Here is a 13,402-nt window from a genome sequence, read left to right on the forward strand (position 1 = left end):
CCGGGACCTTGAGGGGATTAGGTGGAGCCCTCTCCGTCGCGAGATCCCGGCCTGCGCCGGGATGACGAGTGGGGGGTGGGTCGAGACGATTTTTTTCAGGAGCCTGACGTGCAGATCACGGGCAAGACCTTCATCACGACCGGCGGCGCTTCGGGCCTCGGGCTCGCCACGGCCAGGATGGTGGTGGCGGCGGGCGGCAATGCCGTTCTCGTCGACGTCAATCCGAACGGGGCGGCGGTCGCCGACGAACTGGGACCCAACGCGATCTTCGTGAAGACCGACGTCACCAATGCCGATGACGCCCAGGCCGCCGTCGACGCGGCGCTGGCCAGGTTCGGCGCGGTCCATGGTCTGGCCAATTGCGCCGGCATCGTCATCGGCGAGAAGGTGGTGGGCCGCGAGGCGCCCCACAAGCTCGATACGTTCGCCAAGGTGATCGGCGTCAATCTGATCGGCGCCTTCAACATGCTGCGCGTCGCCGCCTTCGCCATGGCCAGGAACGAGCCGGGCGAGGACGGCGAGCGCGGCGTGATCGTCAACACCGCCTCGATCGCCGCCTACGACGGCCAGATCGGCCAGGCCGCCTATGCCGCCTCCAAGGGCGGCGTGGTCGGCATGACCCTGCCGATCGCGCGTGAACTGGCGCGTTCCGGCATCCGCGTCGTCTCCATCGCCCCCGGCACCTTCGAGACGCCGATGATGGCGGGCATGGCGCAGGAGGTGAAGGACAGCCTGGGCAAGCTCGTGCCCTTCCCGTCGCGGCTCGGCGATCCCGCCGAATTCGCCGCCCTGGTCAAGCATATCGCCGAGAACCGCATGCTGAACGGCGAGGTGATCCGTCTCGACGGCGCGCTTCGCATGGCCGCGAAATAACGAGGAGAGGAACCATGGAAGACCCCATCGTCATCGTCGGCGCCGCCCGCACCCCCATGGGCGGGTTCCAGGGCGACCTGAAGGATTTCACCGCCTCGCAGCTCGGCTCGGCCGCGATCGGCGCCGCCCTGTCGCGCGCCGGCCTCGCGCCCGAGGCGGTCGAGGAGATCGTCTTCGGCTGCGTGCTGCCCGCCGGCCAGGGCCAGGCCCCGGCCCGTCAGGCGGCGCTGGGTGCCGGCCTGCCGCTGGGCGCCGGTGCCACCACGGTGAACAAGATGTGCGGTTCGGGCATGAAGGCGGCCATGTTCGCCCATGACCTGATCCTGGCCGGTTCCGCCGATGTCGCCGTCGCCGGCGGCATGGAGTCGATGACCAATGCGCCCTATCTGCTGGAGAAGGCGCGCGGCGGCTATCGCATGGGCCACGGCCGCGTCATGGACCATATGTTCCTCGACGGGCTGGAGGATGCCTACGACAAGGGCCGCCTGATGGGCACCTTCGCCGAGGATTGCGCGCAGAGCTTCCAGTTCAGCCGCGAGGAACAGGACGCCTATGCCATCGCCTCCCTGACCAAGGCGCAGAAGGCGATCGCCGACGGCTCCTTCGCCGGCGAGATCGTGTCCGTCACCACGAAGAAGGGCGGTGATATCTCGAGCGACGAGCAGCCACCCAAGGCCAGGATGGACAAGATCCCGACCCTTCGCCCCGCCTTCCGCGAGGGCGGCACGGTGACGGCGGCCAATTCCTCCTCCATCTCCGACGGTGCCGCGGCGCTTCTCCTGATGAAGCGATCCGAGGCCGAGAAGCGCGGCCTGACCCCGATCGCGGTGATCCGGGGCCATGCCACCCATGCCGACAAGCCGAGCCTGTTCCCGACCGCGCCCATCGGCTCGATCGAGAAGCTCTTCGCCAGGACCGGCTGGACCAAGGCCGACGTCGATCTCTACGAGATCAACGAAGCCTTCGCCGTCGTCGCCATGGCGGCGATCCGTGAATTGGGCCTGGATCCCGAGCGCGTGAACGTCCATGGCGGGGCCTGTGCGCTGGGCCATCCGATCGGCGCCTCGGGCGCGCGCATCCTGGTCACGCTGCTGGCGGCCCTGCGCAAATACGACATGAAGCGCGGCGTCGCCTCGCTCTGCATCGGCGGCGGCGAAGCGACTGCCATGGCGGTCGAACTGGTGAACTGAGATGAACGATTTCGGTTACACCGAGGAACAGGTCCAGATCCGCGACGCGGCGCGATCCTTCGCCGCCGAGCGCCTGGCCCCCTTCGCGGCCGACTGGGACCGCAAGCACGAATTCCCGGCCGGTGCCATCGCCGAGATGGGCGAACTCGGCTTCTTCGGCATGGTCCTGCCGGAGGAATGGGGCGGTTCCGACACCGGCAATCTCGCCTATGCCATGGCGCTCGAAGAAATCGCGGCCGGCTGTGGTGCCGTTTCCACGATCATGAGCGTCCACAATTCCGTGGGCTGCCTGCCGATCCATAAATTCGGCACCGACGAACAGAAGGCGCGTTTCCTGCCCGACATGGCGTCGGGCAAGGCGATCGGCGCCTTCATGCTGACGGAACCCCAGGCGGGGTCCGACGCGGCGGACCTGCGCACCCGGGCCCGGAAGGACGGCAACAGCCATTACGTCCTGAACGGCACCAAGCAGTTCATCACCTCCGGCAAGAACGCCAAGGTGGCGGTGGTCTTCGCGGTGACCGACCCGGACGCCGGCAAGAAGGGCATTTCCGCCTTCATCGTGCCGACCGACACGGAAGGTTACAAGGTCGCCCGGATCGAGGAAAAGCTCGGCCAGCACGCGTCCGACACCTGCCAGATCATCTTCGAGGATCTGCGCCTGCCCGCCGAGAACCTGCTGGGCAAGGAGGGGGAGGGGTACAAGATCGCCCTTTCCAACCTCGAGGGCGGGCGCATCGGCATCGCCTCGCAATCCGTCGGCATGGCGCGCGCGGCTTTCGAATACGCCAGCGCCTATGCCAAGGAACGGGTGACCTTCGGCAAGCCGATCTTCGAGCATCAGGCGGTCGCCTTCCGCCTCGCCGACATGGCGACCAGGATCCAGGCCGCCCGCCTGATGGTGCATCACGCGGCAAGGCTCCGCGAGGCGGGCCTGCCCTGCCTGGTCGAAGCCAGCCAGGCCAAGCTCTTCGCCTCCGAGATGGCGGAACAGGTCTGCTCCGCCGCGATCCAGATCCTCGGCGGTTACGGCTATCTGGCCGACTACCCGGTCGAGCGGATCTACCGCGACGTCCGCGTCTGCCAGATCTACGAAGGCACCTCCGACGTTCAGCGCATGGTCATCGCGCGCAGCCTCTGATCACGGAAGCGGTGGCCGCCCGCGTCAGCGGGCGGCACCGAAGGCGCCGGTCCACAATTCGGTGAAGCCCGTTTCCGTGTCGTGCTCCTGCAGGCCCCAGGTGCCGCCGGCTTCGGTCGCGTTGGGGCCGAAGAAATTGCCGGCCATGGCACCGCTGCCGTTCAGGGCTTCGCCGCTGAAGCCGACGGTCATGCCGCTGTCGGTCGAGCCCGCAAAACTGGCATTGGCGGCGTCGATCGCGATGCCGTCGAAATCGATGGTCTCGCCCGTCAGGGAGGCGTCGACCGTGGCTGAATCGAAGAATTTCAATCCGGTGACCTGGGCGCTCATGGCGCCCGCGCCGAAATCCGCCCGCAGGCGAATGTCGCCGGCGAAGGTGAAGAACGCCCCCGCGCCCTCGACGACGACACCGCCCACGGTCGTCCCATTGTAGACGGCGGTCGCGGGCAGGGCGGCGATCGTGGTCAGATCCGGACTGACGGAGCCGATGGCGCCGCCGCTCATGCCGAGGAAGAATTCGGTCTCGTCCGGGTGCATGCTGGACAGGATCCAATAGGCGAAGCTCATGTGGCTGAGATCGACCGTGCCCGCGCCGTCGAGGGCCAGGCCGTTGATTTCCGTTCCGTCGGGCGGATCATAGAGCACGTCCTGAACACCGCTCATCCAGCCGCTGTCGGACACACCGATCTTCAGGCCGGGCATCAGTTCGTCGAGGGGCGCCCAGGCCGAGATGGAGGCGCCGACCACGAGATCGGGGCCGCCCGGCAGGGATTCCCTCATCTCGACCACGAAACCCTCGGCCGAACCGGGAATGCGGCTGAGGCTGGCTTCGGAGAAGGGGAATGTCACCGGCTCTATTTCGGGTATCGGGTCGAGCGTCCCGGGAAGTTCGGTGCTGCCGCCGGGGATATAGAAGGGCCCGGGCAATGTGCCGACGTCCGTTCCGGCGGCCACGATGATACCGGTCACGACGGCCGGCACCGTGCCGCCGTTGAAGCCGGCCGCCGTTTGGGCGGGGCTGACGGTCGTGGTACCGGAAGCGGGCAGAACGGCGCTGAAAGAGGTGATGGTGGGGGCCGGCGCCGGTGCCGGCGCCGGCGCGGATCCGCCGCCGCCGCCACCCGTGCAGGCGGCGAGGCCGAGGACGGCGCCCAGGAAAAAAAGCATCCGCGGCGCTTCGCCGATCCGGGTGCCGTGCAAACGAAGATTGGATTCCACGGACACATTTCCTCGAAGGTGGTTTTTCGTGATCAATAACACACGAGGATTGTGTCCCACAGCCCCATAATGCAGAGAGCAGGACGCCGTTGCCGGCACGGCGGGGGGCTGCCAGAATGCGGCGCCATGACCGTGACCATCTATCACAACCCGAAATGCGGCACGTCCCGCACCACGCTTCAGCGCATCCGCGCGGCGGGTATCGAGCCCGTCGTCGTCGATTATCTGAAGACCCCTCCGACCCGCGCCGAACTGGCCAGGCTCGCGGAGGTGCCGGGTCTCGGCGCCAAGGCCCTGCTGCGCGCCAAGGAGGCGCTGGCCAAGGAGATGGGTCTGGCGACGGCGGCCGACGGCGCCATTCTCGATGCCATCGCCGAGCATCCGATCCTGCTCAATCGCCCGATCGTGGTGACGCCGAAGGGGGGGCGCGCCACCCGCCCGCCGGAGACGGTGGACGAGATCCTCTGATGCGTTTCGTCGATCCCCGGGGCTTCACCGCCGCCCGTGCCTGGGGCGCCCTCGACATCGCGCGCTTCGATGCCGCGACCGTGCGCCTGCATTGGACCGATGCGCCCTATCGCTGGCATGTGAACGACGGCGAGGAAGTCTTCGTCGTGCTCGACGGCGAGGTCGACATGCATTGGAAGGACGAGACGGGGACGGAACGGGTCACCCGCATGGTCGCGGGCGACATCGCCCATGCCGGCGTCGGCGCCGAACATGTCGCCCATCCGCGCGGCCCGGCCCGCATCCTGGTGGTGGAGACGCCGGGCTCGGTCTGAACAGCGTCAGAACTCCTTGGTGAAGCCGATCTGGAAGATGTCCCGGTCGTATTCGTAGATCGAGATGTTCGACTGGTTCGAGACATGGGTGTAGCGGAACTGCGGCGTGATCTTCCAGAAATTGATCTTGCGGTTCAGCAGGGTGGCTGAGGCCTGCCAGACCGTATCGTCGCGGTCGACGCCGAACAGCGGCTGCACGCCGTCATAGGCCGCTTCCGAATAGCGGTAGGAGGCGCCGGCGGAAAAGCCCCAGGGCAGGTCGCCGTAGACCCCGGTGGCGACGCCGACAGATTTGCTCGACAGATGGTTCGCCTCCAGGCTCTCGCGATAGGCATTGGCCGAGCCATAGATCAGAAGGCTGGGGCGCACCGCATAGCGCAGCGTGAAACTGCTGTCGTAGGTCCGCCCCTCGCGCCCGTCGCCGGTCAGGGAGTCGAGCAGCGCGACCCGCCCCGATGCCTCCGCCCGCAGGCGCCGGGACAGCAGATATTGGCCGTCCACCCGGACGCCGGTCGACACGGCATAGGGATCGAGCCCGTACCAGCGGTAATAGCCGTCGAAGGAGACGCCGACCTCGCCGCGCGACAGCAGAAGGCGCGGGCCGACGCTGAAGCTCGCCACCGTGTCGTCGAAATCGCTGTCCTCATAGCTGCGCTGGTTCAGGCCGCCTTCGGCCTTGATGCGCCAGCGCTCGCCCAGATCGAAGCGATAGCCGCCGAAGACCCCGGTCAGGACGCCGACCCCGGATTTCCGGGTCGAGGAATCGTTCAGATAGAACGGCAGGCCGCCCAGATTCACCTCGCGGCTTTCGGGGCCGCCGGTGATGTTGCTGTCCGGCACGATGGCGACCGTCAGCCCCAGGCTCCAGCGTCGGCGCAGGCGGATCGCGTCGAGGAATTTCTCGATATTGGCCTTCACCGCCTCGGGCAGGTCGGCGGACAGCAGGCGCTCGAACTGGAAGCGCGCGCGGTCGTCGTGCTCCCCGGAGAGATAGAGTGCGCGGGCGAGCTCCAGGCGGACCCGGACCAGGTCCGGATCATGGTCCAGGATGTCGTCGAAGATGACGGCCGCGGCCTCGTAGTCGCCGGCGGTGATGGCGATCAGGCCGAGACGGAACGCGGCCTCGATCCGGAGCTGTTCGTCCGTCGGTCCGCTTTCGGGCGACAGGGGGGCTGGCGGCGCCTCGGGCCCGGTCGCCGTCTCGGCCGCGCGCGCGGGCGACGCGGCGAGGGCGATGCCGAGGGCCGAAGCCGCCAGGAGACGCGCCGCGTGGCCGGCGACGGAAGGAACGGCGCCCCGCCGCGCCGTCCGCCGCGGCGGCATCACTGCGCGGCGCCGAAGGAGCCGCTGATCTCCACCACGGGGGGCGTGCCCGTGGTGTCGGGGATCATGTTGTCGCCGCTGACGTACCAGGTGCCGGCGGTCTCGTTCGCGGCGGGGCCGAAGAAGCCGCCCTCCAGCGCGGTCTGACCGTTCGGCGTGGTGCCCGTCGTCGTGGCCGGATCGAAAAAGGTCTTGGCCGTGCCGCCCGAGAAGGTCGCATTGCCCATGTCGATCGCGGCGCGGGAGAAGGTGACGCTGCCGAGCGGCGCGGAATTGCCGGCACTGTCGTAGACCATGAGGTTATAGGCCCGGGCATTGACCAGGCCGGTGCCGAAATCGGCGCGGACCAGGAAATTGCCGGCGACGATGCTGATCCCGTCGATGCCGGAATTCACCGCCGCCGACCCCACGGTCTTGCCGATATAGGTCGCCGTGGCGGGCAGCGAGGCGATGGTGGTCAGGTCCGGGCTGCCCTCGGTCGAGAAGGACGAGCCGCCGGCCGCCATGAACTGGTATTTGGTCGCGTCGGCCGGATCGAAATCCTCCGCCACCCAATAGCCGAAGGCGACATAGCTGAGATCCGTGGTCGCCGTGGCGTCGAGGATCGTCACCTTGACGTCGCCGAGAGAAGTATATTCGGCCGCCGTGAAACCGGTCAGCGTCGCCGTTTCCGACAGGGAATGGCGCAGGCCCGGCAGGATGGTGTCGACCGCCGTCCAGTCCTTGAAGGTCGCCGTCAGTTCCTTGGCGGTGCCGCCGCCGGCGCGATTGCCGGTCAGGGTCACTTCGATCCCTTCCGGTTCCGCCGTCCTTGCCATCGCCGCCTCGTCGAAATCGAAGGGATAGTCGAGCCGCGCCGTCGTCGTCGTGGTGGTGGTCGGGCTGCCCAGCAGCAGGGCGAGCAGGCCGCCGAGCAGGCCGGTCGAGCCGCCGGTCGTGGTCGTGGAAGACGGTGTCACCACCGCGCCCTGGATGGTCGAGGCTTCGTATTGGCCGTCCGTGCCCTCCAGTTGGCCGGTCGTCGGCAGTACCTCGCGCAGGGAGACCAGGGGATTGGGCGTCGTGTTCGGCACGACCGGGGCGGTGCCCCCGCCACTGCCGCCGTTGCAGGCGGCGATCGCCAGCGGCAGCGCCAGCATCACAGGAATCCGGACGACCTTGACCATATGCTCCCCCTCGCGTCTGCCACGCGTCAGCAACCACGATCCGATCCGCCCCCGGGGACCGTGTCCCGCGCCCGTATGCCGCGGCGCGGGGAAGTCTTCACCGAAGACATGGTGAAAAATAAGTTAATACATCTTTCGGGAGGGGGCATACGGCCGTCGGCCCGGCCCGGCCGGCTAATTGACCCATAATGATATGGATTTAGAGTCGTTTTCGGCGGGCCGTCCCGAAATCAGGCGTTGCGCAGGTACCAGAGATAGTCGAGCGCGCCGACTTCCGCGTAGAAGCGATCCATTTCCGCTTTCTTGATGGCGGTGAAGACCTGGGCGTAACGCGCCCCCAGATAGTCGCGCATCAGATCGGACGATTCGAACAGGGCGATGGCGTCGGCCCAATGGGTGGGCAGGCGTTCCACCGTCTCGGCATAGCCGTCCTTCACCACGATGGGCGGCGGCGTCAGCTTCTTCACCATGCCGTGATGGGCGCCCGCCAGCACCGCCGCCAGCGCCAGATAGGGATTGGCGTCGGCGCCGCAGACCCGGTGCTCGACATGGCGGCTGGGGGCGGGACCGATCGGCACCCGGACCGAGACGGAGCGGTTGTTGACGCCCCAGCAGGGCGCGATCGGGGCATAGGAGCCGAGGCGGAAACGGCGATAGGAATTGGCGCCGGGCGCGAAGATCGCCGTCGCCTCGGGCATCGTCGCGATCAGGCCGGCGATGGCGTTGCGCATCACCTCGGGCCCGGTCTCGTCCGCGCTGGCGAAGGCGTTCCGGCCGTCGGCCCCGTTCATCGACAGGTGCAGATGCAGCCCCGATCCGGTGCGCCCGGTGAAGGGCTTGGCCATGAAGGTGGCGACCAGCCCATGCTTCTGGGCGACGCCCCGGATCGTCCGCTTGAAGAAGATCGCCTCGTCGATCGCCTTCATGGCGTCCGGCTGATGGCGCAGCGTGATCTCGAACTGGCCCGGCGCGAATTCGCTGATCGCGGTCTCGGCCGGGATGCCCTGGGTGTCGAAGGCGGCCTGCAGCTCGGTCAGGAACGCGCCGAATTCCTCGAGCGCGTTCAGCTCGTAGACCTGGGTGGTGGCGAGACGCTGGCCGGTCAGGGGCGATTTCGCCAGTTTCACCATGCCGTCGGCGCCGATCTCTGGATCGACCAGATAGAATTCGAGCTCTGGCGCCACCACCGGCGTCAGGCCCAGTTCGCCGAAGCGCAGCACCACGCGGGCCAGCGCATGGCGGGGATCCGCCTCCTCGGGCCGTCCGTCCAGATGCCAGACCGACAGGATCACCTGGGCCGTCGGCACCGGCAGCCAGGGCGCGCGCCGCAGCGTGCCGGGCACCGGAAAGGCGAGCCGGTCGGCATCGCCTTCCTCCCAGACGAGGCCGGTCTCGTCGACGTCGGCACCGGTCACGTCGAGGCCCAGGATCGAGCAGGGCAGGGGCCGCCCGCCGGTATAGACGGCGGCCAGTTCGTGGGCTCGCACCGTCTTGCCGCGCGCCACGCCGCTGGTATCGGTCAGGACCAGTTGCACCGCTTCGATGTCGGGATTGGCGGCGAGGAAGGCGGCGGCTTCGGCGCCGTCGGTGGCGGCGGGGTGGGTGAAAGGCAATTCAGGCTCCGGCTAGAAGATCGTCGCAGGCGGCGCCGACGCAGGCGACCAGGCGCTCCACGTCGTCCGCCGTCGTTGCGGGGCAGGTCAGGGTCATGTTGTGGAAGGGCGCGATCAGGAAGCCCCTGTTCATCAGGAACAGATGGATCGCCGCCTCGAGATCGCCGTGCATCGCCGCCGCCGCCTCCGTGCCGTTGCGCGGCGGCACGGGCGCGCAGACGAATTCTGCCCGCGCCCCGACGGAAGAGACGTGCCAGGGCAGGCCGCGCGCCGCGATCACGGTGCGAATGCCGTCCGCCAGCCGGGCCGACATCGCCAGCATGTGATCATAGGCGGCGCTGGTCATCACCCGTTCCAGATTGGCGCGCAGGGCGCGCAGCGCCATGGCATTGGCCGACAATGTGGTGCCCATGCCGGAATGGCCGGGGCCGGCCGCCGCGCGGGCGTGCTTCATCGCGGCGGCGACGGCCTCGGTGAAACCCCAGACGGCACAGGGAACGCCGCCCGCGATCGCCTTGCCGACGACGAGGAAGTCGGGTTCCAGATCCGCCGCCCTTGTCCAGCCGCCGGGCCCGGTCGAGATCGTATGGGTCTCGTCGATCAGGAGCAGGGTGCCGGTCGCCCGGCAGGCCCGCTGCACGCCGTCCAGGAAACCGGGTTCGGGCAGCACCATGCCGATGTTGGTCAGGGCCGGTTCGGTGATCACGCAGGCGATGTCGCGCGCCGCAAGCGCCGCCTCCAGCGCGGGCAGATCGTTGAATTCGACCACGGCGGTATTCGCCGTCAGGTCGACCGCCTGACCCAGCAGGCCGGGACGATGGACCGGGCGCCCGTCCGCCAGACGCACGAAGGTCTCGTCCACCGTGCCGTGATAGCAGCCGTTGAAGACCAGCACCCGGGGCCGCCCGGTGATGGCCCGGGCCCAGCGCAGCGCGAAACGATTGGCGTCGGTCGCGGTCGCCGCCACCTGCCATTGGGGCAGGCCGAAGCGTTCGGCCAGCAGCCGGCCGATCACCGGCACGTCCGCCGTCGGCAGCATGTAGGTCAGGCCATGGCCGCCCTGATCCGCCAGCACGCGCAGGATCGGGTCCGGCGAATGGCCGAACATGGCGCCGGTATCGCCCAGGCAGAAGTCGCGATAGCTGTGGCCGTCGACATCGGTCAGCCGTGCGCCGCGCGCTTCCGCGACGAAGAGGGGGAAGGGCGTGCCCCAGTCGGTCATCCAATGCAGCGGCACGCCGTCCGGAAAATGCCGTTCCGCTTCGGCGGCCAGCGCCCGGGACTGGGGATGGGCGGCCGAAAAGCGCGCGCTTTCCCGCGCCTTCACGGTGTCGATGCGCGCCCTGGCGATGCCGGCGATGCTGTCGTCCATGTCCCTTCGTCCCCGCGTTGGCGAGAGGGGCGGATCATGCTGCCGCCATGGTCCCCTTCGCAAGAGGATCGACCGCGCTCATCCCAAAATGCAGTTGCGGCGACCCGCCAGTGACGATCACTGTCGACCGGGTGGCAGGGCGGAGGCGAGAGGGCGGCGCATGACGTATCGCGCGATGGTGTCGGAACAGGCCGGCCGCCCCCTGATCCGCTGCGACCGGGCGTCGCCGCCCCTCGCGCCCGGCCAGATCAGGATCAGGGTCGCGGCCTGCGGTGTCTGCCGCACCGACCTCCATCTGGTCGACGGCGAACTGCCGGACCGCAAGGGGGCGGTCGTGCCGGGGCACGAGATCGTCGGCCGCGTCGCCGAATGCGGACCCGGCGTCGCACGCTGGAAGACGGGCGACCGGGTCGGCGTTCCCTGGCTGGCCTGGGCTTGCGGGGCGTGCCGCTATTGCCGCCGGGGTCAGGAGAATCTCTGCGCCGAGGCCCGTTTCACCGGCTATACGGTCGACGGCGGCTATGCCGAGGAAGTGGTGGCCGAAGCCGATTTCGTCCTGCCCATTCCCGACCGCTACGACGATGTTTCGGCGGCGCCGCTGCTCTGCGCCGGGCTCATCGGCTATCGCACCTGGGCCATGGCGGGGCCGGCGGAAACCCTGGGTATCTACGGCTTCGGCGCCGCCGCCCACCTGATCGCCCAGATCGCCGTCGCCAAGGGGCAGAGGGTCTTCGCCTTCACCAGGCCCGGCGACCGCGCCGCGCAGGATTTCGCCCGCGGCCTCGGCGCGGTCTGGGCCGGGGAGTCGGGTCAGGCACCGCCCGAGGTGCTGGACGCCGCCCTGATCTTCGCGCCGGTCGGCAATCTCGTGCCGCTGGCGCTGTCCCAGGTCGACAAGGGCGGCACCGTCGTCTGCGGCGGCATCCACATGAGCGAGATCCCTGCCTTCCCCTACGAGATCCTGTGGCACGAGCGCGTGCTCCGCTCCGTCGCCAATCTGACCCGGGCCGACGGTGAAGCCTTCATGGCGCTCGCGGCCGAAATTCCGCTCCATGCGGCCAGCGTGCCCTATCCCCTGCATCGCGCGAACGAGGCGCTGGGCGATCTCCGCACCGGGCGGCTTCAGGGGGCCGCGGTTCTCGTTCCCTGAGACCTAAAGAAGGCGGCGCGCCGCCGCCGCCAGATCGGCGATCGGGCCGCCGGCGGGAAGCCGGTGCCAGTCGATCGGGCCCAGGTCGTAGGACTCCTGCCGGGCCGCGACCTCGGCCGTGGCGTCGGAGGCATCGTCGCGCCGCCCGCCGATCCGCGCCTGCCGCGCGTCGAGGGGCAGGTCCAGCCAGATCCCGGTGAAATCGGGCCACAGCGCGGCGATGTCGGCCCGTTCGCCGGGTCTGGCGAAGACCGCGTCGACGATCACGCTCCGCCCCTCGGCGAGACCGGCGCGCGCGGCCGCCGCCATCGCGGCATAGACGCGGTCCGAGGCGTCGGGCGTATAGGCTTCGGGCGGCAGGCGCTCGGTCTCGGCAACCCCGCCGAGGCGCTTCCGGATCACGTCGGTGCGAAGGTGGAGCGCGCCCGGCACCAGTCCGACATGGGGCGCCAGGGCCCGGGCGACGGTGGTCTTGCCGGTGCCCGACAGGCCGCCGACGGCGATCAGCCGGGGCGGCGCCGGGCTCAGCGCCGCTTCGGCGATCGCAAGCAAATTCCCGATCTCGGCGGTCGGCGCCTCCGTGCCCTTCGGTGCCCCGTGCCAGGCGGCATGGGCGACGAAGGCGCGGATCGCGGCGCGCAGCGCGACGAAGGCGGGCATCAGCCGCGCCCCGCCCGGCCCATGACCGCCATAGCTCTCGAACAGGCTCAGGGCCAGGTCGGGACGGTCGCGCCGGCCGAGATCCATGACCAGGAAGGCGAGATCGTAGAGCACATCCCCGGTCGCCAGCGCATCGTCGAATTCGAGGGCGTCGAAGGGCACCAGGCGGCCGTCGATCAAGGCGATGTTGCCGAGGTGGAGATCGCCGTGGAAGCGCCGCCACCAGCCCTGGGCCGCGCGCTCGGTGACGTGCCGGTCGGCTTCCTCGAAGGCCGGCACCAGGCGCTCGACCAGCGCCGTCAGGCGTGCGGCCGGCACCACGTCGGCCATGGCGCGAATGGGCGCGAGGCAGGACTCCAGCAGGCGGGATGCCGGCCGCGGCCCGATCGGCGGCACCGGGCAGTCCCGGTGGAAGCGGGCGAGGCGCAGCCCCAGGTCGGCGATCATGGCGGCATCGATCCGCCCGTCGGCGAGCGCGGTCGTCGCCAGGGCATCGTCGGGAAAGCGGCGCATGACCACGACCGGCTCCACCGCTTCCCCCGGACCGTCGAGGGCGAGCGTGCCGTCCGCCGCGCGCGTGACGTGGGACAGGCCCAGATAGAGTTCGGGCGCGGTCATCCGGTTCAGGCGCAATTCGGCGGCGCAGGCGGCCTCGCGCCGGGCCATGGTGGCGAAGTTCAGATAGCCGAGGTCGACCGGGCGCTTGATCTTGAAGGCCCGTTCGCCCGCCAGGAAGACATGGGCGCAGGAGGTGTCGATTCGCCGGACGGGGGCGCCGCCGTGGGTCGCCGGGTCGGCCAGGAAGGCGATGATCTCGTCATGCATCGAATTCAACGCCGATACTCCCCGCCCTTCGGGCCTTGCATTGATCCAGGTCAAGGATTGTCGCCCCGGTCTCTGGACATCTAGCATCG

Annotated in this window: 12 protein-coding genes; 6 read left to right on the plus strand and 6 right to left on the minus strand. The window is 69.1% G+C overall.

Annotated elements, in window-relative coordinates:
* Nucleotides 1-108 precede the first annotated feature (108 nt).
* Genes L2U69_RS00210 through L2U69_RS00220 form a run of 3 tightly spaced genes read left to right on the plus strand, consistent with a single transcriptional unit; the run spans nucleotide 109 to nucleotide 3,204 of the window.
* Nucleotides 109-873 carry an SDR family NAD(P)-dependent oxidoreductase gene (locus L2U69_RS00210; protein ID WP_236104335.1) on the plus strand — a complete coding sequence of 255 codons (765 nt, stop codon included), beginning with the start codon at nucleotides 109-111 and terminating at the stop codon, nucleotides 871-873.
* Between the two features lie 14 nt (nucleotides 874-887).
* The gene (locus L2U69_RS00215) at nucleotides 888-2,063 is read left to right on the plus strand and encodes an acetyl-CoA C-acyltransferase (protein ID WP_236104336.1); all 1,176 of its coding nucleotides are present in this window, start codon (nucleotides 888-890) and stop codon (nucleotides 2,061-2,063) included.
* 1 nt (nucleotide 2,064) lies between these two features.
* A complete protein-coding gene (locus tag L2U69_RS00220; protein ID WP_236104337.1) occupies nucleotides 2,065-3,204 on the plus strand; it encodes an acyl-CoA dehydrogenase family protein in 1,140 nt (379 codons plus the stop codon).
* Nucleotides 3,205-3,228: 24 nt separating this feature from the next.
* Here the strand turns inward: L2U69_RS00220 and L2U69_RS00225 are convergent, their stop codons facing one another.
* A complete protein-coding gene (locus L2U69_RS00225; RefSeq protein ID WP_236105805.1) occupies nucleotides 3,229-4,371 on the minus strand; it encodes a transferrin-binding protein-like solute binding protein in 1,143 nt (380 codons plus the stop codon).
* 177 nt (nucleotides 4,372-4,548) lie between these two features.
* Between L2U69_RS00225 and arsC the strand changes: the two genes are divergently transcribed.
* Nucleotides 4,549-4,890, plus strand: a complete 342-nt coding sequence (arsC, locus tag L2U69_RS00230) for an arsenate reductase (glutaredoxin) (protein ID WP_236104338.1) — start codon at nucleotides 4,549-4,551, stop codon at nucleotides 4,888-4,890.
* Complete coding sequence (locus tag L2U69_RS00235) at nucleotides 4,890-5,204, plus strand: cupin domain-containing protein (RefSeq protein ID WP_236104339.1); 315 nt, start codon at nucleotides 4,890-4,892, stop codon at nucleotides 5,202-5,204. The genes arsC and L2U69_RS00235 overlap by 1 nt, the downstream gene beginning before the upstream one ends.
* A 6-nt stretch (nucleotides 5,205-5,210) precedes the next feature.
* Here the strand turns inward: L2U69_RS00235 and L2U69_RS00240 are convergent, their stop codons facing one another.
* The 4 genes from L2U69_RS00240 to L2U69_RS00255 form a co-directional block, all read right to left on the minus strand.
* Nucleotides 5,211-6,527: a porin family protein gene (locus L2U69_RS00240; RefSeq protein ID WP_236104340.1), complete on the minus strand. Its 1,317-nt coding sequence runs from the start codon at nucleotides 6,525-6,527 to the stop codon at nucleotides 5,211-5,213.
* Nucleotides 6,527-7,693, minus strand: coding sequence for a transferrin-binding protein-like solute binding protein (locus tag L2U69_RS00245; RefSeq protein WP_236104341.1), 1,167 nt, complete (start codon nucleotides 7,691-7,693; stop codon nucleotides 6,527-6,529). Before L2U69_RS00245 ends, L2U69_RS00240 begins: the two co-directional genes overlap by 1 nt.
* 230 nt (nucleotides 7,694-7,923) lie before the next feature.
* Nucleotides 7,924-9,306 (minus strand): glutamine synthetase family protein, encoded by a 1,383-nt coding sequence (locus tag L2U69_RS00250; protein WP_236104342.1) that lies wholly within the window; start codon nucleotides 9,304-9,306, stop codon nucleotides 7,924-7,926.
* Nucleotide 9,307: 1 nt separating this feature from the next.
* Complete coding sequence (locus L2U69_RS00255) at nucleotides 9,308-10,678, minus strand: aspartate aminotransferase family protein (protein ID WP_236104343.1); 1,371 nt, start codon at nucleotides 10,676-10,678, stop codon at nucleotides 9,308-9,310.
* Nucleotides 10,679-10,838: 160 nt separating this feature from the next.
* Between L2U69_RS00255 and L2U69_RS00260 the strand changes: the two genes are divergently transcribed.
* Nucleotides 10,839-11,828, plus strand: a complete 990-nt coding sequence (locus L2U69_RS00260) for a zinc-dependent alcohol dehydrogenase family protein (protein WP_236104344.1) — start codon at nucleotides 10,839-10,841, stop codon at nucleotides 11,826-11,828.
* Between the two features lie 3 nt (nucleotides 11,829-11,831).
* On the opposite strand, the gene L2U69_RS00265 is transcribed toward L2U69_RS00260, so the two are convergent.
* Complete coding sequence (locus L2U69_RS00265; RefSeq protein ID WP_236105712.1) at nucleotides 11,832-13,313, minus strand: bifunctional aminoglycoside phosphotransferase/ATP-binding protein; 1,482 nt, start codon at nucleotides 13,311-13,313, stop codon at nucleotides 11,832-11,834.
* Nucleotides 13,314-13,402: the final 89 nt, after the last annotated feature.

It is taken from the genome of Zavarzinia marina (assembly GCF_021568905.1).
Lineage (GTDB): Bacteria > Pseudomonadota > Alphaproteobacteria > Zavarziniales > Zavarziniaceae > Zavarzinia > Zavarzinia marina.